Annotated in this window: 19 protein-coding genes; 9 read left to right on the forward strand and 10 right to left on the reverse strand. The window is 62.5% G+C overall.

Going from position 1 to position 19,994, the window contains the following annotated elements:
• The first annotated feature begins 19 nt into the window (after nt 1–19).
• Genes glpK through GXY01S_RS03030 form a run of 4 tightly spaced genes read left to right on the forward strand, consistent with a single transcriptional unit; the run spans nt 20 to nt 4,489 of the window.
• Complete coding sequence (gene glpK, locus GXY01S_RS03015) at nt 20–1,519, forward strand: glycerol kinase GlpK (protein WP_061271891.1); 1,500 nt, start codon at nt 20–22, stop codon at nt 1,517–1,519.
• A gap of 34 nt (nt 1,520–1,553) precedes the next feature.
• Nucleotides 1,554–2,540, forward strand: a complete 987-nt coding sequence (gene glpX, locus GXY01S_RS03020) for a class II fructose-bisphosphatase (protein WP_061271892.1) — start codon at nt 1,554–1,556, stop codon at nt 2,538–2,540.
• Nucleotides 2,541–2,591: 51 nt separating this feature from the next.
• Nucleotides 2,592–3,698, forward strand: coding sequence for a class II fructose-bisphosphate aldolase (gene fbaA, locus GXY01S_RS03025; RefSeq protein WP_061271893.1), 1,107 nt, complete (start codon nt 2,592–2,594; stop codon nt 3,696–3,698).
• Nucleotides 3,699–3,730: 32 nt separating this feature from the next.
• Nucleotides 3,731–4,489 (forward strand): DeoR/GlpR family DNA-binding transcription regulator, encoded by a 759-nt coding sequence (locus GXY01S_RS03030; RefSeq protein WP_061271894.1) that lies wholly within the window; start codon nt 3,731–3,733, stop codon nt 4,487–4,489.
• 73 nt (nt 4,490–4,562) lie between these two features.
• On the opposite strand, the gene GXY01S_RS03035 is transcribed toward GXY01S_RS03030, so the two are convergent.
• Nucleotides 4,563–5,324, reverse strand: coding sequence for an SDR family NAD(P)-dependent oxidoreductase (locus tag GXY01S_RS03035; RefSeq protein WP_061271895.1), 762 nt, complete (start codon nt 5,322–5,324; stop codon nt 4,563–4,565).
• A gap of 337 nt (nt 5,325–5,661) precedes the next feature.
• On the opposite strand from GXY01S_RS03035, the gene GXY01S_RS03040 reads away from it, so the two are divergent.
• Nucleotides 5,662–6,948 (forward strand): NAD(P)/FAD-dependent oxidoreductase, encoded by a 1,287-nt coding sequence (locus GXY01S_RS03040; RefSeq protein ID WP_061271931.1) that lies wholly within the window; start codon nt 5,662–5,664, stop codon nt 6,946–6,948.
• Between the two features lie 23 nt (nt 6,949–6,971).
• Here the strand turns inward: GXY01S_RS03040 and GXY01S_RS03045 are convergent, their stop codons facing one another.
• The 3 genes from GXY01S_RS03045 to GXY01S_RS03055 are packed head-to-tail and all read right to left on the reverse strand — an operon-like array spanning nt 6,972 to nt 9,452.
• Nucleotides 6,972–7,625, reverse strand: a complete 654-nt coding sequence (locus tag GXY01S_RS03045) for a methionine ABC transporter permease (RefSeq protein WP_061271896.1) — start codon at nt 7,623–7,625, stop codon at nt 6,972–6,974.
• Nucleotides 7,606–8,640 (reverse strand): methionine ABC transporter ATP-binding protein, encoded by a 1,035-nt coding sequence (locus GXY01S_RS03050; protein ID WP_061271897.1) that lies wholly within the window; start codon nt 8,638–8,640, stop codon nt 7,606–7,608. The genes GXY01S_RS03045 and GXY01S_RS03050 overlap by 20 nt, the downstream gene beginning before the upstream one ends.
• Nucleotides 8,631–9,452, reverse strand: a complete 822-nt coding sequence (locus GXY01S_RS03055) for a MetQ/NlpA family ABC transporter substrate-binding protein (protein ID WP_061271898.1) — start codon at nt 9,450–9,452, stop codon at nt 8,631–8,633. The genes GXY01S_RS03050 and GXY01S_RS03055 overlap by 10 nt, the downstream gene beginning before the upstream one ends.
• A gap of 542 nt (nt 9,453–9,994) precedes the next feature.
• Here GXY01S_RS03055 and GXY01S_RS03060 point away from each other — a divergent pair.
• Nucleotides 9,995–11,641 (forward strand): alginate export family protein, encoded by a 1,647-nt coding sequence (locus GXY01S_RS03060; RefSeq protein WP_110570343.1) that lies wholly within the window; start codon nt 9,995–9,997, stop codon nt 11,639–11,641.
• A 39-nt stretch (nt 11,642–11,680) separates the two neighbouring features.
• Here the strand turns inward: GXY01S_RS03060 and GXY01S_RS03065 are convergent, their stop codons facing one another.
• On the reverse strand, nt 11,681–11,932 hold the full coding sequence (locus GXY01S_RS03065) for a hypothetical protein (RefSeq protein ID WP_061271899.1): 252 nt from the start codon (nt 11,930–11,932) through the stop codon (nt 11,681–11,683).
• A 209-nt stretch (nt 11,933–12,141) separates the two neighbouring features.
• Here GXY01S_RS03065 and GXY01S_RS03070 point away from each other — a divergent pair, with 209 nt between their 5' ends.
• Complete coding sequence (locus GXY01S_RS03070) at nt 12,142–12,930, forward strand: alpha/beta fold hydrolase (RefSeq protein ID WP_061271900.1); 789 nt, start codon at nt 12,142–12,144, stop codon at nt 12,928–12,930.
• 8 nt (nt 12,931–12,938) lie between these two features.
• Here the strand turns inward: GXY01S_RS03070 and GXY01S_RS03075 are convergent, their stop codons facing one another.
• Together GXY01S_RS03075 and GXY01S_RS18475 are read right to left on the reverse strand one after the other, a co-directional pair.
• Nucleotides 12,939–14,120, reverse strand: coding sequence for a lipase family protein (locus GXY01S_RS03075; protein ID WP_061271901.1), 1,182 nt, complete (start codon nt 14,118–14,120; stop codon nt 12,939–12,941).
• A 59-nt stretch (nt 14,121–14,179) separates the two neighbouring features.
• Nucleotides 14,180–14,476, reverse strand: a complete 297-nt coding sequence (locus GXY01S_RS18475) for a hypothetical protein (protein ID WP_169797725.1) — start codon at nt 14,474–14,476, stop codon at nt 14,180–14,182.
• Here GXY01S_RS18475 and GXY01S_RS03080 point away from each other — a divergent pair.
• Both GXY01S_RS03080 and GXY01S_RS03085 read left to right on the forward strand, forming a co-directional pair.
• A complete protein-coding gene (locus GXY01S_RS03080) occupies nt 14,357–15,031 on the forward strand; it encodes a DUF1868 domain-containing protein (protein WP_165165606.1) in 675 nt (224 codons plus the stop codon). The two genes, GXY01S_RS18475 and GXY01S_RS03080, sit on opposite strands and share 120 nt — an antisense overlap.
• An 82-nt stretch (nt 15,032–15,113) precedes the next feature.
• Nucleotides 15,114–15,749 carry a TetR/AcrR family transcriptional regulator gene (locus GXY01S_RS03085; RefSeq protein ID WP_061271903.1) on the forward strand — a complete coding sequence of 212 codons (636 nt, stop codon included), beginning with the start codon at nt 15,114–15,116 and terminating at the stop codon, nt 15,747–15,749.
• A gap of 136 nt (nt 15,750–15,885) precedes the next feature.
• Here the strand turns inward: GXY01S_RS03085 and GXY01S_RS03090 are convergent, their stop codons facing one another.
• The 3 genes from GXY01S_RS03090 to GXY01S_RS18480 all read right to left on the reverse strand — a co-directional run.
• Nucleotides 15,886–17,166: an NAD(P)/FAD-dependent oxidoreductase gene (locus tag GXY01S_RS03090; protein ID WP_061271904.1), complete on the reverse strand. Its 1,281-nt coding sequence runs from the start codon at nt 17,164–17,166 to the stop codon at nt 15,886–15,888.
• A 204-nt stretch (nt 17,167–17,370) separates the two neighbouring features.
• Nucleotides 17,371–18,882: an aldehyde dehydrogenase family protein gene (locus tag GXY01S_RS03095; protein ID WP_061271905.1), complete on the reverse strand. Its 1,512-nt coding sequence runs from the start codon at nt 18,880–18,882 to the stop codon at nt 17,371–17,373.
• A gap of 522 nt (nt 18,883–19,404) precedes the next feature.
• On the reverse strand, nt 19,405–19,994 hold a 590-nt coding region (locus GXY01S_RS18480), incomplete at its 5' end, for an SGNH hydrolase domain-containing protein (protein WP_303620907.1).

A 19,994-nucleotide genomic window follows, 5' to 3' on the forward strand; every position in this document is an offset into this window, starting at 1 on the left:
GTTGGGGCAGGAGAAGATAATGAACAAGAAGAACAGAATTCTCGCCATCGACCAGGGAACGACCTCGACCCGCAGCATCGTGTTCGACCGCGATATCACTGCCATTTCGGTCGCCCGCATCGAGTTTGCCCAGCATTATCCCAGCCAGGGCCGGGTCGAGCATGACCCGGAGGAAATCTGGTCCAACGTTCTCTCCACCGCGCGCGAGGCCATTGAAAAGGCAGGCGGCCCCGACGTGATCGCGGGTATCGGCATTACCAACCAGCGCGAAACCATCGTGGTGTGGGAGCGCAGCACCGGCAGGCCCATCCATCGCGCCATTGTCTGGCAGGACCGGCGCACCACGCCCATCTGCGCGCGTATGCACGAGGAAGGGCTTGAACCCCTCGTGCGCGAGCGCACCGGCCTGCTGCTCGACCCCTATTTCTCGGCCACCAAGATCGCGTGGATTCTTGATAATGTAGAAGGTGCGCGCGCGCAGGCCGAGAAGGGCGAACTGGCCTGCGGCACCATCGACAGCTTCCTTTTGTGGCGGCTGACCGGTGGCCGCGTGCATGCCACCGATACCACCAATGCCTCGCGCACGCTCCTGTTCAACATCCATACCTGCGCGTGGGATGACGAATTGCTGGCCCTGTTCAAGGTGCCGCGCGCCATCCTGCCTGAAGTCAGGACCAACAGCGAAGTGTTTGGCGAGACAACGCCCGAGCTGTTCGGCGCCCCGCTCAAGGTGGCCGGCATGGCAGGCGACCAGAACGCCGCCATGGTGGGGCAGGCGTGCTTCCGCCCCGGCACCGCCAAGGCCACTTACGGCACGGGCTGCTTCGCGCTGCTCAACACCGGCACCACGCCCGTCATGTCCGAAAACCGGATGCTGACCACCATCGCCTACCGCATCGGGGCGGAGACGACCTATGCCCTCGAAGGCTCGATTTTCGTGGCAGGTGCGGCCATCCGCTGGCTGCGCGACGGGCTGAACCTCATCACCCATGCCTCCCAGACCGATGACATGGCCACCCGCGTGCCGCACAGCCACGGCGTGTATATGGTGCCCGGCTTCGTGGGCCTTGGCGCGCCCCACTGGGACCCCGACGCCCGCGGCCTGATCTGCGGGCTCACGCTTGATGCCACGGCGGCGCACATTGCGCGCGCGGCCCTGGAATCGGTAGCCTACCAGACCATGGACCTGATGGACGCCATGCATGAAGATGGGGGCTGCAAGCTCAACGCACTGCGTGTTGATGGCGGCATGTCGGTCAATGACTGGTTCTGCCAGTTCCTGGCCGATATGCTGCTGACCCCGGTGGAACGGCCCCGGCAGGTCGAGACCACCGCACTCGGGGCTGCCTTCCTCGCGGGGCTGGCCACAGGGGTGTGGGAAAGCATTGCCGAACTGGAAGGCACCTGGACACGCGGGCATCTGTTCCGCCCGACAATGGACAAGGCGCAGCGCGATACTATGGTAGCCGGATGGCATGTGGCAGTCCGCCGCACGCTCAGTTCCACCGTTGCTGCGTAATCAAGACTACTGACCAACAGGAAAAGAGTGTTTCATGACCACCACACGGCATAATCCCTATCAGGTGACTGATCGCAATCTCGCCCTTGAACTCGTGCGCGTAACCGAGGCGGCCGCGGTCGCCGCATCGGCCTGGACCGGTCGTGGCCTCAAGAACGAAGCCGATGGCGCGGCGGTGGAAGCCATGCGGCGCGCGTTCGACACGGTGGCCATTGATGGCACCGTGGTGATTGGCGAAGGCGAGATGGACGAAGCGCCGATGCTGTTCATTGGCGAGAAGGTCGGCTCGGGCGGCCCGGGCATGGATATTGCCGTGGACCCGCTGGAAGGCACCAACCTGTGCGCCAAGAACCTGCCCAATGCGCTGACCGTGGTCGCGCTGGCTGAAAGCGGCAACTTCCTGCATGCGCCCGACATCTACATGGACAAGATCGTGGTTGGCCCCTACCTGCCTGAAGGTGTGGTGGATCTGGACAGCACCATCGAGGCCAACCTCAAGTCACTGGCGCAGGCCAAGAAATGCGCGGTGTCCGACCTCATGCTCTGCACGCTCGACCGTGAGCGCCATGAGGAACTGATCGCCCGCGCGCGTGCTGCCGGTGCGCGCGTGACCCTGCTGAGCGATGGCGACGTGGCCGCCGCCATAGCCGCCTGCCTCGATGACAGCGAGATTGATATCTATGTCGGCTCCGGCGGTGCGCCGGAAGGCGTGCTGGCCGCCGCCGCCGTGCGCTGCGTGCATGGGCAGATGCAGGGCCGCCTCCTGTTTGAAGATGATGACCAGGTGGCGCGCGCGCGCAAGATGAACCCCGGTGCCGACCCCTCGCGCAAGCTGGCGCTCGAGGACATGGCGCGCGGTGACGTGCTGTTCTCCGCAACCGGGGTGACGGGCGGGGCGTTGCTCCACGGCATCCGCCGCAACGGCATCCGCACGGTCACGCATTCGCTGGTCATGCGCTCCAAATCCGGCACAATCCGCTTTGTGGAAGGCCACCACGATTACCAGACCAAGACCTGGTGAGCAGTATTTCATCGATTGCATAACAACAAGAACAGGCAATAGAGGAACGACATGACCAATACAGCACACACCGCTTCGGGCCGACTGGGCCTGCGCCCCGGCGTTGTGACGGGCGCGGATTACCGCCGCCTTGTCGAGACCTGCCGCGATGAGGGCTATGCCCTGCCGGCGGTCAACGTGGTGGGCACCGACAGCATCAACGCGGTGCTCGAGGCTGCGGCGCGCAACCGGGCGGATGTCATCATCCAGCTTTCCAACGGTGGTGCGCGGTTCTATGCGGGCGAAGGCATGAAGGATGCCGAACAGGCCCGCGTGCTCGGTGCGGTGGCTGCGGCCCGTCATGTCCATACCGTGGCCGCTGCTTACGGCGTGTGCGTGATCCTGCATACCGACCATGCCGACCGTAAGCTGCTGCCATGGATTTCCGGCCTGATCGATGCCAGCGAGGAGGCGGTGAAGGAAACCGGCCGCCCGCTGTTCTCCTCGCACATGATCGACCTTTCGGCTGAACCGCTGGAAGACAACATTGCCGAATGCGCCCGCTTCCTGCGCCGCATGGCGCCGCTGGGTATCGGGCTTGAAATCGAGCTTGGCGTGACCGGCGGCGAGGAAGACGGCATTGGCCATGACCTTGATGATGGCGCCGATAACGCGCATCTCTACACCCAGCCCGAGGATGTGCTGAAGGCTTATGAGGCCCTTTCCCCGCTGGGGTTCGTGACCATTGCGGCCTCGTTTGGCAACGTGCATGGCGTGTATGCGCCGGGCAATGTCAAGCTGCGCCCCGAGATCCTGCGCAACTCGCAGGCGGCGGTGGCCAAGGCCACCAACCTTGGTGAAAAGCCGCTCGCACTGGTGTTCCATGGCGGTTCGGGCTCGGAACAGGCCAAGATTACCGAGGCGGTATCCTACGGCGTGTTCAAGATGAACATCGACACCGACATCCAGTTCGCCTTTGCCAGCAGCATCGGCCACTACGTGCAGGAGCATGCGGAAGCGTTCAGCCACCAGATCGCGCCTTCCACCGGCAAGCCGACCAAGAAGCTGTATGACCCGCGCAAATGGCTGCGCGTGGGTGAGCAGGGCATCGTGGCGCGGCTTGAGCAGTCATTTGCCGATCTGGGAGCCACCGGGCGCAGCGTGGCGCGCGCGGTATAAAAACCACATGTGAAGGGGGAGTATCTGGCAACGTGTCAGCAGAAGAACGTCACCGGGAAATTACCGCGCTGGTGCGTACCCAGGGCTATGTCTCCAACGAGGATCTGGCCCAGAGGCTGAATGTTGCGGTCCAGACCATCCGCCGTGATGTCAACCTCCTTGCCCGTCGCGGGTTGGTGGCGCGGCATCATGGCGGGGCGGGTCTGGCCTCGTCGGTCGAGAATATCGCCTATTCCGAGCGGCAGGTGCTCAACCGGCGGGCCAAGGAAGCCATTGGCAGCCTTGCGGCCCGCCAGATCCCTGACAATTCATCGCTTTTTGTCAGCATCGGCACCACGACCGAAGCCTTTGCCAAATCCTTGCGGCGGCACAAGGCGCTGCGGGTCATTACCAACAATCTGCATGTGGCCACCCCGCTTTCCGCCCAGACCGATTTTCAGGTGATCGTGACGGGGGGGCAGGTGCGGTTTTATGATGGTGGCATTACCGGCTCCACCGCCAGCACCTTCATCGAGCAGTATCGCACCGATTTTGCCGTAATTGGCATCAGCGGCATCGAAGATGATGGCACGCTGCTTGATTTCGATGCCGATGAAATCAGCGTGGCCCAGGCCATGATGCGCAATGCAAGGCGTGTCTACCTGTTGGCCGACCAGACCAAATTCGGCCGCCGGCCCATGGGCCGGCTCGGGCACCTTTCGCATGTGCATGGCTTTTTTACCGACCGGCAGCCATCCGAGCAGATCTGCGCCATGCTGCGTGCTCATGACGTGGAACTGCATATCGCCTGATTGCAGATAAAAAGCTTCGCAAGACGTCGCCTTTTTGAAAAAAGGCGACACCCGAAAACTTTCAGCCAGTCTCTTACTGCGCCAGATAGCCGCCATCAACCGGCAGCACCGCGCCTGTGATGAAGGAGGCGTCATCCGAGGCCAGGAACAGGATGGCGCTGGCAATTTCCGCAGGCTTGCCCATGCGGCCCATCGGGTGCATCTCGACCACCTTGCGAATGCCTTCCGCATCCATGCCCGCCACCGCAGGCGTGTCGATGGTGCCCGGCGCCACGGCGTTGACCCGCACGCCCTTGTCGGCAAGGTCGATGGCGAGGTGCTTGGTGATGCCTGACGCCACGAATTTGGCCGGGCCATACACCGCCTGGCCCTTCTGCCCGGCAAAGGCCGAGATGGAGGACAGGCACACGATCGCGCCCTGTCCGGCATGGACCATCTCGGCTGCGGCATGCTTGCAGCACAGGAACATGCCGCGTGCATCAACCGCCATGGTGTGATCCCACAGGTCCGCCGTGGCGGAGGCGAGATCGGCCTCGGGGATGACCCCTGCATTGGCCACGAGAATATCGATGCGGCCAAAATGCTTCATGGTTTCATGCACCACGCGGGCAATGTCGGCCTCGCTGGTTACATCGGCAGGCACCGAGATCACGTCCACGCCGTTTTTTTCAAGCTGGCTGGTCAGTTCATCGAGTGCATCGGTGTTGAGGTCGGTCAGGGCAAGCTGTGCGCCTTCGGCGGCAAAACGCTCCGCCGTGGCGCGGCCAATGCCGCTTGCAGCACCTGTAATGATGGCGACCTTGCCTGCAATGCGTCCGGTTTGTGTGGCTGTCATGGGGTCTCCTGCTTGTCGCTGGCATCAGGCGGGTTAACGCAGGGGGTGTCAAGATGTTGCCCGGCCTGCAGGGCCCAGGGCGCGTGGGCAGGCTGGTCGGGTTCTTTTGATCAGGTGGAAGTGATTGGCCCGTTTTTCCCGCTCTGGCGGGGTCAAGCGGCAGGGAAAGAGGCCACCCGTTGCGCAGGCACACCAGAATTCGGGCCTGCGCATGTTTCAGGCACGGGGGGGATCACCTATACTCGCCCCAAACATGGTTTGTTATGAATGTGGCGGGGCGGTGTTTTCCATGCGAAAAACCGGCGCGCCGTGCGAGCGGGTGTGGAGCATTATCGAGATGGCACAAAAGTTTCGGATCGTTATTGTAGGCGGTGGTGTTGCGGGCCTTGCGCTTGCAACCCGGCTGGGCAATTCGGTCGGCAAATCGGGCCGTGCGGAAATCACGCTGGTCGATAAAAGCTTCGCGCATGTGTGGAAGCCGATGCTGCACTGCTTTGCCGCAGGCACCGCCGCCAACGAGAATGACCGCATCAGCTTCATGTCACAGGCCAGCCGGCACCATTTCGAGTTCTGGCCCGGCGAGATCACGGCGCTCGACCGCACGGCCAAGACCATTGCGCTCGCCCCCATCAAGGACCCGCTGAGCGGGGAGGTGGTGGTCGATGCCCGCACGCTCGATTACGACGCGGTGGTGCTGTCAATCGGCAGTCGCGCCAATGATTTTGGCACGCCCGGTGTTGCCGAGCACTGCCTGTTCATTGACAACCTTGTCGATGCCAATGGCTTCAACGACCGCTTCCGCATGGAGCTGCTGCGCTCGTTTGCCAATAACAATGAACTCGATATTGCCATCGTGGGTGGTGGCGCCACCGGCACGCAGCTCGCCGCCGAACTGCACAAGGCGCTCGATCTCGCCTCGCTCTACAGCTTTGGCCGCAAGCCGCCCAAGCTGCGCATCACGCTCCTTGAGGCCGGCCCGCGCATCCTGCCAGCCTTCCCCGAGGCGGTATCGGCGGCGGCGGTCAAGCAGCTTGAAGCGATTGGCGTGAGCGTGCGCGCAGGCGCTATGGTCAGCGGCGCGGATGAAAACGGCTTCCTGCTCAAGGATGGCACGCGCGTGCCCGCCACGCTGCGGGTGTGGGCCGCGGGCGTCAAGGCGCCGGACGTGACCGCCAAATTTGGCGGCCTCAAGCTGTCACGCTCGGGGCAGCTTGAGGTCCGGCCCTCGTTGCAGGTGATTGATGATGACAACATTTTTGCCATGGGCGACTGCGCCTTCATTGCTGAAAAGCCTGTCGCCCCCACCGCCCAGGCCGCCCGCCAGCAGGCCCATCACCTGGCGCGCCACCTGCCGGGGTGGATGATGAGTGGCCAGCCCATGCCTGCCTTCACCTTCCACAACAAGGGGGCGGTCGTGGCGCTGGGCGACTACAATGGCTGGGGCACGTTCCCCGGCGGCACGGTTTTCGGTGGCGGCTGGCTGCATGGCCTGTCGGCGCGGATGGTGCATCTCATGCTCTATCGCCAGCATCAGTTCGAACTGTATGGGCCGGTGCGTGGCACGATTTCCTGCCTTGTCGACTGGCTTGACGTGTTCGTGCGCCCCTCCGTCCGGCTGGACTGAGGGCCACGGGCGCAGGCTCCCGCTCAGTCGTGGCGCAGGTGGTTCGACAGGGCATTGCCCGCCGCTTGAATGATGGCCACGAACACGATCAGCACCACCACAACAAGCGACATGACCTGCGTGTTGAAGCGCTGGTAGCCGTAGCGGATGGCAAGATCGCCCAGTCCCCCCGCACCTACGGCGCCCGCCATGGCCGAGGCCCCGGTCAGGGTAATGAGGGTGACCGTGAGTCCTGCCACCAGGCCGGGCAGGGCCTCGGGTATGAGCACATGGCGCACGATCATCCACCGCGTGCCGCCCATGGTGCGCACGGCATCGACCAGATTGGGGTCCACCGCGCGCAGCGAAACCTCGGCAATACGGGCGAAATAGGGAATGGCCGCCAGCGAAAGCGGCACGATCGCTGCCGCCGTGCCCAGTGAGGTGCCCACGATCATCCGGGTTACGGGAATGAGAATGACCAGCAGGATGATGAACGGGATGGCGCGCAGAATGTCCACCACCAGCCCCAGCAGGCGGGCGGCAGGCGGGCAGGGCATCAGCCCGCCGCGCCGCATCGCCACCATGAGCAGGGCCAGCGGCAGGCCGCCGAGCACGGCAAGCAGCCCCGAGCAGGCGACCATGATGGTCGTCTCCCACGTTGCGCGTGCGATCAGGTCAATGATCAGCCGGGACATGGCCAAGAACCTTTAGTGAGGGGTCGAACTGCGTCAGGAAATCATGGATCTCGGCGCAATAGCCGGTTACCGACACGATCTGGTCGGCAAAGGGCTGGCCCGCGATCTCGGTGGTGCCACCCTGCAGCACGGTGGCCTCCACGCCATATTGCTGGCCGAGCAGCGATAGCATGGGTTGCCATGCGGCCTCGCCCGCCAGCCTGATGCGGATGATCGCCCACCCATCAGGCGCAGGCTCGGCCACCAGTCGCGCGCGCAGGGCGGGGGGCACCTGCGGCTGCGTTTCCGACAGCAGGGCTTCGGTCACGGCGGATTGCGTGGCCGCCCCCATGATGGCCAGCGTGGGCGCGTTTTCAACAATGTGGCCCTGGTCCAGCACCACGAGATGGGTGGCAATGCGGCGGATTACATCCATCTCATGCGTGATGAGGATGATGGTCAGCCCCAGTTCGCGGTTGATTTCGGCCAGCAGGTCGAGAATGGCGGTCGTGGTTTCGGGGTCAAGGGCGGAGGTGGCTTCATCGCACAGCAGCAGGGCCGGGTCATTGGCCAGCGCGCGCGCAATGCCCACGCGCTGCTTCTGCCCGCCAGAAAGCTGGGCGGGCCATTTATCGCCATGCGCCGAGAGGCCCACCAGCGCCAGCAGTTCCGCAATGCGCTGCGGGCGGTCTGCGCGTGGCACGCCCGCGATTTCAAGCGGCAGGCTGATATTGCCCGCCACCGTGCGCGAACTGAGCAGGTTGAAATGCTGGAACACGAACCCGATGCGCCGCCGCAACGCCACAAGCCCGGCCTGCGGCAGGGTGGTGATGTCCTGGCCTTCGATCAGGATCTGCCCCGCATCAGGCCGGTCAAGCGCGCCAAGGCAGCGCAGCAGCGAACTCTTGCCCGCCCCCGACCGCCCGATCACGCCAAGGATTTCACCCTTTGCTACCGAAAAGGACACATCATCAAGCGCCACATGCCCGCCAAAGCGGCGGCTCACATGGCGTACGTCAACGACATTCACGTCCATGCCGGTTCAACCGCGCCGTGGAAGATGGTGGCAATCGCCTCGCGCGTGGCGGGCTGCTGCACGGCGCGGACGAGTGCTGCGACCCACGGGGCATGCACGTCCGCGGCATTGACGGCCACGAAGTTGACGTAGGGGTTGTTTTGCAGCGATTCCACGCCGATCCGCTGCTTCTGTATGTCCACGCCCGCCTTCAGCGCCCAGTTGGTGTTGATCACGGCGGCATCCACGTCCGGCAGGGTGCGACCGACAATGCCCGCATCGAGTTCATGAAACGAGAAGTGATGGGGGTTTCCGGTCACGTCGAGCGGGGTGGGCAGCAGGCCGGCTGCGGAATCAAGTTTGATCAGCCCCAGTGCTTCGAGCAGGCGCAGGGCGCGGCCTTCATTGCTCGGGTCGTTCGGCACGGCGATCACCGCCTTGTCCGGCAGGTCGGCCAATGCCTTCCACCGCGCCGAATACAGCCCGATGGGGGAGAAATAGGTCGGGCAGACGCTGACGATATCATAACCACGGGCCGCTTTCTGGGCCTCGAGGAACGGAGCGTGCTGAAAGGCGTTGGCATCAATCTCGTGCTCGGCCAGCGCCTCGTTGGGTGTGTTGTAATCGGAGAACGTCACGATGCCGAGATTGAGCCCTTCCTTCGCGGCGTTGGCGGTAATCACCCGCCACAGATCCTCGTCCTCGCCCGCCATGATGCCAATGCGGATCAGCTTGCCATCTGCTGCCCGCGCCCGTGTTGCCAGGGGGAGGCAGGCGAGGCCGCCAGTCAGGCTGAGCAGGGCGCGACGGGTGAGGGGGGCAATCTGTTTCATGGCATTCCTGATCGGTACATCGCAAGAAGGGCAACGATGCAGCACCACTATGGCGTGATGGTCTTTTTGACAACGCCCCTGATGGGCCGCATGGCATGCCGGGAGCAGACAGGCATAAAGAGACAAGAGGCTGCGTGCGTCAACATTAAATACGATATATAATGTCTATTAATGCCCGGCGGCATGGGCGTACGGGGCTGGCAGGCTGCGCGGGTGGTGAATGCGGTGGGCAGGGATGCGTTATTTTTTTCAGGGTCATTCCTGCATCATACGATCGTTTTCGTGCAATGGAGTGGTGCCTGTATTTTGCGGTTTAACAATGATTTTTCAATGGAGTGGTTATATTTTGGCTTTCTGTTGTCCGGCTGTTTCATACGGCTCCGCGAGGGACAAGATTATAAAATACGATATTGACCGGATTATTTTATCATAATACGATAATTGTCAGTATTTAACCCGCTGCCGCCGCCTTCCGGCATGCCATGTGGTGCATGAACATGATGTCCACCCTCCATTCAGCCACACGACTGGGGTCCCGGTATATGCGCGGGGGTGCCCTGTGCGTATCCGTGCTGGCGGCGCATGCAGCCCAGGCGGCGCCTGATCCGGCCGTGTCCGGCGGCAACGCGCCGGGGCAGCCGGAGCGCATGGTGGTGCACATGACCCAGCGCCCGCCTATCCTCACCTTTCCACATGCCAACCCGGTGGGGCAGCCCATCCGTATTGGCGGGCAGGAAAACCGCCGCAGCGGCCATCAGTATGACTGGGGCGTATTCAACCGTGGCAATGGCGAGGCCGCGGGCTTCGGGCCGGTGGGGCGGTATGGCGTCAGTCCCTGGGCCGAGGACTGGAGCAACCTGCGTGACCCCAAAAAGCATGATGACCTGTTCGATGCGCTGAAATACATTCCGCTCACCCGCAGCGGGAATGTGTGGATCAGCTTTTCGGGCGAGACGCGGCTGCGCAACTGGTTTGAAACCCGTCCCGCCCTGGGCACGCAGAAGCCCAATGATTCCGGCCGCTTTGGCGTGCGCAACCTGTATGGCGCGGACCTGCATATTGGCGAGCACCTGCGGTTTTTCGGCCAGTTGGTCAATGCGGATGCAGGCGGGTGGGGCGGTTATGGCTATGGCTCGACCTACCGCAAGCGGCTCGATGCCCAGCAGGCATTCGTCGAGGTGAAGTGGAACATGCTGGGCGCCAAAAGTGGCTTCATGTTCGGCCGCCAGCAGTTTCTCGATGCGCCATCGTACATGCTCTATGCACGCGAGACGCCCAACGTGCCGCTGTCATGGGATGGGTTCCGCGCCTATATGGTGTGGCAGCGCATCCGCATCGATGCATGGGATTTCGTGCAGACCGATGACAGTGACCGGCGCATGTTCCACGATGTCGAGAATTATGCCAGCCGGCTTTACGGCTTCAATGCCACATGGGCACCGCCGGATTTCACCTTCATGGGCCAGAAGGGCTACTCCTTTGTCGATGCATTTTATATCGGCTACAAGCTCAATGGCTCGGCTGGCGCCATCGTGGGGCCGAAGGGCGCGGTCAACGGGTCGGACACGCGCAACAATTTCGGCATGCGCTGGCATGGCATTGCAGGCCCGATCGAATTCTCGGTGGGCGGCATATGGCAGGGCGGGGTGTTTCGTAACGCCAGCAACAACGCTCCGCGCGGGGTCAGCGCCTATGCCATCAACAGCACGGTGGGCTATCGCCTGCCCGACCAGTCGCTGCATACCTTCGCCGGTATCCAGACGGATGTATATTCCGGCGGCAATGCCTCGAAAAGCGGGGGCACGGTGGGCACCTATCTCTCGCCCTTTAACCCGCAGACCAATTATCTTGACACCACGACCTACATGACCGGCTCGAACCTGATCAGCTTTGCGCCACTCGTGCGCATAACACCGTTCAAGTCCGTCAGCATCCAGTTCAAATATCCGCTGTTCTGGCGCGATAGCGTGAATGACCCGGTTTACAAATCATCGGGTTACTACAAATTCGCGGGCAATTTCCGGGGGCGGTTCGTGGGCATGGCGCCACAGGTGTCAGTCGCGTGGCAGATCAATACCCATCTGTCATGGACGCAGTATGTCTCGCGGTTCATGACATCGCGCGCGCTCAATGAGGCGGGTGGCGCGAGCGGCACCTATTACCAGTCGAATCTGGTTTTCCGCTTCTGAACACGGGCAGCCACGCTGTGCTGCCCGTGCCCACGGGGTTTATTCAGCCGATTTGCGGCCAAAGATGAAGCTGGCCAGCGAGGCGGCAAGCAGGAACATCATCCCGTAAACCTTGCACGAGGTCGGGATCTTGTTCTCATGCAGCGTGACCTCGCCCTTCAGGCTGGCCAGGTGTTCGGCAATCTGCTTGTGCAGGTCGGCCTTGTGCTGGTGCAGCGTGCCCTCAAGGTGCCTGGCAATTTCCTGCACGTCTTCGGGGCTGAGTTTGCGGAGGGTTTCAGCAGCGCTCATGGTCTGTTCCAGTCCTGTTTTTTATTAAAAACATCGCTCCGATCGTCTTCGTCGGGCGTAACGACTTACATGTCGGTCGGGATATAGGGGTTTTCAAGGGAGATGCCTGGCAGGGCAGGGCTGCGTGGGCACGGAATTATGAGCACGCAGCCCCTGCGCGCAGGCTATGCTTGCAGCCCTGACGCATAAAGATAAGGGAGCAGGCCAGCGTGCTGCTTGATGTGATTGAACATGGACCAAAGGACGGCACGAACACCCTGCCGCCCGTGGTCTTTCTGCATGGGCTGTTCGGGCGGGCGCGCAATTTCGGGTTTTTCCAGCGCCGCCTTGCAGCGAACCGCCGCATCCTTGCCCTTGACCTGCGCAACCATGGCAGCAGCCCGCATGGACCGATGGATTACCCCGCCATGGCAGCCGACGTGCGCGAAACGCTGGCCGCGCATGACGCGCTGCCCGCAACGGTTATCGGGCATTCCATGGGGGGCAAGGTGGCGATGATGCTGGCGTTGCAATCTCCTGCCTGCGTGCATGCCCTGCTTGTGGCCGATATTGCGCCGGCGCAGGGTGGTCATGCGCATTCCGGCGCGATCGCTTCAGGGCTGGCCGGGCTGCATTTTCCGCCCACGCTCACCTTGAGCGAGGCCGATGCCTGGCTTGCTCCCGTCATTGCCGAAAAGCCGGTGCGCGACATGATGAAGCAGAACATCGTGCTCGGCGCCAACCCGCACTGGCAGATCGGGCTTGGGCAGATCGTGGCGGGCATGGCGCAGGTGGTGGGCTGGCCCACCCTGCCACCGGGCATGCAGTATGATGGCCCGGTGCTGTTTGTGGCGGGTGGGGCTTCACCCTATGTCAAACCCCGTGATTACCCGCTCATGCGCCAGCTTTTTCCCCATTACCGGCTGGTGCGGCTGAAAGGGGCCGGGCACTGGCTGCATGCCGAGCAGCCATGGGAATTCCTGCGCGTGGTCGAGGAATTCCTGCGCGTGACAGGGTAGGGAGAACCTTACTGCGGCACCGGCGTGCATTGCGGCGTAACCGGCTGGCCCGCCATGACTGCCTGCGTAAAGGCTGCGGAATCCGGTAGCGAGGCGTTGACGGTCTGTGAATGGTCCAGCCCTTTGTACAGATGTGCCTGAACCGTGCTGCCTGCCGCACAGGCCGCCCTGACCAGCGAGAGCTGCAGCATGGGCGGCACGTCATGGTCATCGGTGCCCGTGCCCACGAACAGGGGCTGGGCCAGCTTGAGGGTGGGATACGCCATCGCCGCAAATGCCGGGCCCAGCGCCTTGGGGAAGTCGGGTTGCAGGGCGTTGGGCAGGGTCAGCCCTTCATCCTTTATCTTCTGCTCCATGTCGCCCACGCAGGTGGTTGATGCGGCGTGGTAGGCGGCCATGGCGCGGGGCGTGAAGGCTTCCTCGGGGTGGAAGGCAGGGTCACGCGCGGCAAGCGAAGCGCCGAGATAGAGCATGTAGACGACAAGCGGGTCATATTTTGCAGGCCCTGCCGCGTGGGCGGCGGCGGTCAGTTGCGCGCCGAGTTCAGGCGTAAAATAGGGCACGCCGGTGGCCACCGTGCCGCGGATATTCACATCCGGCGCATAGGTGGCGGCAAATGCCGCTGCCGCAAACGCCGCCCCGCCGCCCTGCGACTGGCCCACGATCATGACCGTGTTGCGCAGCCCCGGCACCGCAGCGACAGCGGCACGCACGCCATCAAGCACGTTATACGCCTCGGCGCGTGTATCGAGGTAAGGATGCACCCCCGGCGTGCCAAGCCCCTGGTAGTCGGTGGCCACCACGGCGAAGCCCCGCTTCATCCACGCGGCCAGATATGTGCTGTTGCGCGCGCTATAGGGGTGCAGCGAGGGCGTGCAGCCCTGCCCGATGCCCACGGTGCCATGCGCCCAGGCTACGATGGGCCACCCGCCCGCAGGCGGCTTGCCCGGCGGCAGGATGACTTCCGCCGTAACGGGCACCGTGCCCCTGCCGGTTACGCCATCGGTTGAAAGATAGGTCATGCGCAGGGCACGGCCCGCATCGGGCAGGCTCAGGGCCGGGGCCAGCGGGGCCGTGCCGACAGGCGTGCCGGGGCTTGCGGGGGTTTCAGCCGCGCGGGCGTGCAGGGCAGGGCTGGCCAGGCACAGGCTGGCCATGAGCGTGCCAAGGATTCGGGCAGGCAGGGTCATGTCGGGATCAGTCTTTCATGGGGGCTGCGGGAGCTGTTGCGGCATTTGCCCTATCGGGTTCATATTTCCAGCCCATCACGGCGCTGTAAAGCGGCAGGCGGCAATAAAGGCGGCCTGCCCGGCCCGGGGCATGCCTGCCCCTGCGGTAAAAGCATGCAGTTTCCCGACAGAATGCCGGTAAAAACCTGACACTGGTGCGGAAAAAGGGTGGCGACCCGCCGGAGGAGAAGAAAACAGTGCTGTTCAATCAGAATAAATTTCATTCCGATGGCAGGCCCCGATATTTTCCCGGCAATACGGTCATCTGCCACCTGCTCCGCGATAGTGCGTTTTTCCACGCCATGCTCGATCTGCACGACCAGATGAGCCAGTTCGATTTTGCCGCCAAAATCGCGCTTCTGCCGCCTTCAAGCTATCACATGACGGTTTTTGACGGGCTGAACAACACCCGCCGGGGCAAGCGCACATGGCCGCGCGACCTGGCCTGCGATACCCCCATGCCGCAATGCGATGCATGGGTTGGTGAGAGGCTCCGGGCCTTTCCCGGCAGGCTGCCCAATCCCCTGCGCATGCGCCCCGCGCGGCCGGACCCGCTGCGCGACAGGCAGGGCTGCCGCATCCGGCTTGAAGCGGTGGACCGTGAGGGCGCTACCGCGCTCCGCCATTTTCGCGCCAGCCTTGCCTCCCATCTGGGCATGCATGATGCCGGGTTGGACCGGTATGTTTTTCACACCACCATCGGCTACAGGATCGAGGGCTTTACCGCGCGCGAAGCGCGTGAATATACGGATGTGATGGTGCGGTTTCAGGGCCGGATGGCCGCGCGCCTGCCCGAAATCGATCTCGGCCCGCCAGAATTCTGCCTGTTTGATGACATGCACGCCTATCACCGCCAGTTCCTTGTGGCGTAACCGCAAGCCGTTTTGCCCTTCCTCGCATCTTGAATATGCGTAATACCCTGCGGCATGATGGGAATGCCCACAAGGAGATTGCATGAAGCCCGACGCCCCTGACGATCAGCCAAAGCCCGGCCTGCGCGAACGCAAGCAGGCGCGGGCGCGCAATACGCTGATTGCCGAGGCAATGCGGCTGTTCTCCGCCAAGGGATATGACGAGACGACGGTGGACGAGATTGCCGATGCGGCGGAAGTCTCGCGCCGCACCCTGTTCCGCATGTTCGAGACCAAGGGCGACATCGTGCTGGCCTGGACGCGCGGCATGACCCAGACCCTGACCGAGGCCCTCGCGGCCTGCCCGGCCGACATGCCCCCCGCCGATGCGATGATGCACGCCTTCACCTCGCTCGTGCCGCGCATCGCGGCCAACCGGCAGGATACCTATGCCTTTGTATTCCTGATTGAAAAAACGCCCTCGCTCCAGACCGTAAGCCTGCAGAAATACGGCAAGTGGGAAGACTGCCTGGCAGACGGTCTGGCGAGGCGCATTGCCGAGCGCAAGAACCGCAAGACCGCCGCCCGCCTCATGGCGCGCTGTGGCATCGCCATTTTTCGCACGGCACTTGATGAGTGGATCAGGCTGAAAGGCCGCCCGGCGCTGGTGCCGCTGCTACAGAACACCTACGCGCTGCAGTCCTCGCTCTGGGTCGCACCCGTTCTGGCTGAACCATAAAAGAAAGGGCGGGGCCTGATGGCTCCCGCCCTGCTGGCATGGCAATCATAAGAAAGTTTTTGGTGAAGCTTTTTTCAAAAAGCTTCAGGAAAGGCCGCCTTTGGGAAAAAGGACGGCCCCCCGAAACCTGTATGCTTCAGTCAAGCCGCACGGAAGGCCGCACGAACACGTCCAGCCAGTCCACCAGGCACGACATGGTGCCCCGGAACACGCCATAGAGTTCAAACTGGTGCTGGCGATACAGCATGAGATGCACCATGCGCGCGGTAATGCCACGCAGCCAGCCGCCGCCAAACACGCGCCCGCCGGGGAAGGTGCCCCAGCCGTTATAGTCGCCAAGCGCAACAACCGCGCCCTTGTTGTAGAAGGCGAAAGGCGGCAGCGCCTTGCCGCCAATCCAGGCAGGCATGTAGCGGGCCAGGTGATGGGCCTGCTGGCGGGCGGCCTGTGCGGTGGGGGCCACGGGTTTTTCAGCAATGAAGGCGCAGTCACCCATGGCGAAGATGCTGTCATCTTCCACGAGTTGCAGCGTGGGCCGCACTTCAAGCTGGCCCGAGCGCGACAGCTTGAGTTCACCAAACTTGCGTGTCACGTCAGGAGCCTTAACGCCAGCCGCCCACACGCGCAGGGTGGCGGGAATGCGGGTGCCGTCCTTGAGCATGAAGCCTTTTTCATCCGCACCGCTGACCATGGCCGAGGTCTGGACCTTCACGCCAATCGCCTCAAGCTCCTTCTGCGCCGCAGCCGATACTGCCTCGGGGAAGGCGGGCAGGATGCGCGGCCCTGCCTCAAGCAGGGTAATGTTCAGCTTGGGCGGCTTCTTGCCAAAGCTGTAGAGCGAGGCGAGGTCAAGCGCCTTGTGCAGTTCGGCGGCAAGCTGCGTGCCGGTGGCGCCACCGCCTACAATGGCGATGTCAAGCTGCTCGTTATTGCCGAACGCCTTGAGCAGTTCCATGCGGAAGCGGTCGTTGAAGCCATTGGCATCGACAAGGTTGTCAATGAACAGGCAGTGCTCGGCCACGCCGGGCGTGCCGAAATCATTGGCGCGGCTGCCGATCGACAGCACCAGCGCGTCATATTCCAGCTTGCGTTCATCAAGGATCACCTCGCCCGTGGGCTCGACAACCGGGGCAAGCGTAATGGTCTTGGCCTTGCGGTCCATGCCCGAAATCTCACCGGGCCAGAATTCAAAATGATGGCGGCTCGCCTGCGACAGGAAGCTGATGCGGTCATTCTCGTTGGCGGCGGTGCCTGCGGCAAAGCAGTGCAGCATGGGCTTCCACACATGCGCGAAGCTTTTATCGACCAGCGTGATTTCAGCCTGGCCAGATCTGCCGATCTTGTCACCCAGCCGGGTTGCCAGCGCCAGACCCGCCACGCCACCGCCTACGATTACGACCCGAAACTTTTGTGCCATCCTATGCCTCTTTTTTACTTCTGCCGCACAGTGTCCCGGTCCCGTGGGAAAAACCCTGTCGCATATCCTGAAATATCAAAAACTGTCCTGCCGCGGGCCCGACGCGAATGGCCCGGACAATGGGGTGCGGCGGCCGACCCGGTAAACCAGCCCGACCGCCGCGCCCTGCCTTGGGGGCTATTGGGTTTTCACCCCCTCAGCGGATCAAAAGAAGCCGCGCTTCTTTTCGCTGTAGCTGACCAGCATGTTCTTGGTCTGCTGGTAGTGCTCGAGCACCATCTTGTGGGTCTCGCGCCCGATGCCGGACTTCTTGTAGCCACCAAAGGCCGCATGCGCCGGATAGACGTGGTAGCAGTTGACCCACACGCGACCGGCCTCAAGGCCGCGGCCCATGCGGTAGCAGGTGTTGGCATCGCGGCTCCACACACCCGAGCCGAGGCCGAAGGGGGTGTCGTTGGCGATGGCCAGCGCTTCTTCTTCCGTCTTGAAAGTGGTCACGGCCAGAACCGGGCCAAAGATCTCTTCCTGGAAGATGCGCATCTTGTTGTTGCCCTTGAACACGGTCGGCTGCACGTAGCACCCGTTGTTCAGGTCGCCACCAAGGTCGGGGCGGCCGCCACCGGTCAGCAGCTGGGCGCCTTCACCCTTGCCGATGTCGATGTAGGACAGGATCTTTTCCTGGTGGCCGTGCGAGTTCTGCGCGCCCATCATGGTGTTGGGGTCAAGCGGGTTGCCCTGGCGGATCGCCTTGATGCGGGGCAGGGCAAGTTCCATGAACTTCTCATAGATCGATTCATGCACCAGCGCGCGGCTGGGGCACGAGCAGATCTGGCCCTGGTTGAGGGCGAACATGGTGAAGCCTTCGACCGCCTTGTCGAGGTAATCGTCGTCCTTGTCCATGATGTCGGCGAAGAAGATGTTCGGCGACTTGCCGCCCAGCTCCAGCGTTGCCGGGATCAGGTGCTCGGCGGCAGCATGCGCGATCATCTTGCCGGTAGGGGTGGAACCGGTGAAGGCGATCTTGGCAATGCGGTCGCTGTTGGACAGGGCGGCGCCCACGTCGCGGCCCAGGCCGTTGACAATGTTCAGCGTGCCGGCCGGGAACAGGTCACCGATCAGTTCCATCAGCACCAGCATGGAGGCCGGCGTGCTCTCGGCAGGCTTCATGACCACGCAGTTACCGGCGACCAGTGCGGGCGCCAGCTTCCACGAGCCCATGAGCAGCGGGAAGTTCCACGGAATGATCTGCGCCACGACGCCGAGCGGCTCATGGAAGTGGTAGGCGATGGTGGTTGCGTCGATCTCGCTCAGCGTGCCTTCCTGGGCGCGGATGCAGCCAGCGAAGTAGCGGAAATGGTCGATCGCGAGCGGGATGTCGGCGGTCAGGGTTTCACGGATGGGCTTGCCGTTGTCCCATGTCTCGGCCCGGGCGAGCAGGTCGAGGTTCTTTTCCATGACATCGGCTGCCTTGAGCAGGATCAGCGCGCGGTCGGCAGGCGCCATCTCGCCCCAGGCTTTCTTTGCCTTGTGGGCTGCATCAAGTGCCAGCTCCACGTCGGCTGCGGTGGAAGCGGGCACTTCGCACAGCACGCGGCCATCAACGGGGGAGGTGTTGGTCAGGTAGTGACCATCGACGGGGGCAACCCATTTGCCACCAATATAGTTACCATAACGGGACTTGAACGGCGGGGCTGCCGTGATGCTGTCTGCTGACACGGTGATTTTCCTTCAGGGTAATGGTGTATTCATCAGGCCGGGGGCGCAAAAGTGCATTATGCGCAGTGCAGAAAGCCCGGCATGCAGAAAATACAGTAAAAATATTTCGTTTTTGGTTTGTTTTTACTTTTTATGATGTCCCAGAATGCCAGATATTCGGAAATTCATTCTCATGGTCGTGTAAAGCATAAGTCTATGCCTTTCCTGCAAACCGGACAGTTCTGGATATGCCCCGGTGGAAAGCCGGAGAATCATCTGTATTCATTGATATATAGACGCGCCCTCTCACGCAAGGGAGAGGACGGTAACGTAACCGTGATATGTGCATCAAGTGTCATTAGAACCGGAGTGTAAAACCATATAAAACAATATGTTAAACAATTATCAAAAAGGAAATATTTTATGTTTTCATGCAACCGTCCCCGCATCGGGGTCGTGAGGATGCATACGCGAACAGCCACGGCGGGCGTGGCTGTCGGTTGCAGGGGGCGTGAAGGAAAGCGCGCGGGCAAACCGTTGTGTTTACTTGTCCGCCATTGTGGAGGGCGCGACATTGATCAGGCCATTGAGGGCGAATTCGCCTCCCACGCCTGACAGGTGCTGGGAGTCTACATAAAGCGAGGCGGCCCCGCGGCTGAACCGGCACCCCTGGAGCGTGCAGAAACGCTCATATAACGAGGCATAGGTTATGCCGCCAACCGTAGTGGCGGCCGCATGCACGGCATTTTCAATGGAACGCGCGGGCGTTACGACCCGGGGCAGGGGCGCGATCCCTCCGGTAAGCGCCAGGGCAGGGTCAAGCTGGTGTTCGACCCATGAGCGTACGGGCATGAACGCCGTAACCGCCTCACGCGCGGGGTCGAGGTGGAAATGCGGCGCATCACCCAGCACGATCACTTTCTTGCCTGCATGTGTCAGGATGGTTTCGGTGCGGATCAGGGCCGCGCGCATGCGCGCGATGCCCGCCACCACGCCATCATCGACCGGATGTTTGGGGTCAACATAGGCGTCATCGCCCGCATCGGCCTCAAAGGGGGCGGACCAGTAGCCGGTCAGGACCACCAGTTGCACTTCCGGGCTGTTGGCCACCAGTGTTATGGCGCGTTCGTTAT

The organism is Komagataeibacter xylinus NBRC 15237 (assembly GCF_001571345.1).
GTDB lineage: Bacteria > Pseudomonadota > Alphaproteobacteria > Acetobacterales > Acetobacteraceae > Komagataeibacter > Komagataeibacter xylinus.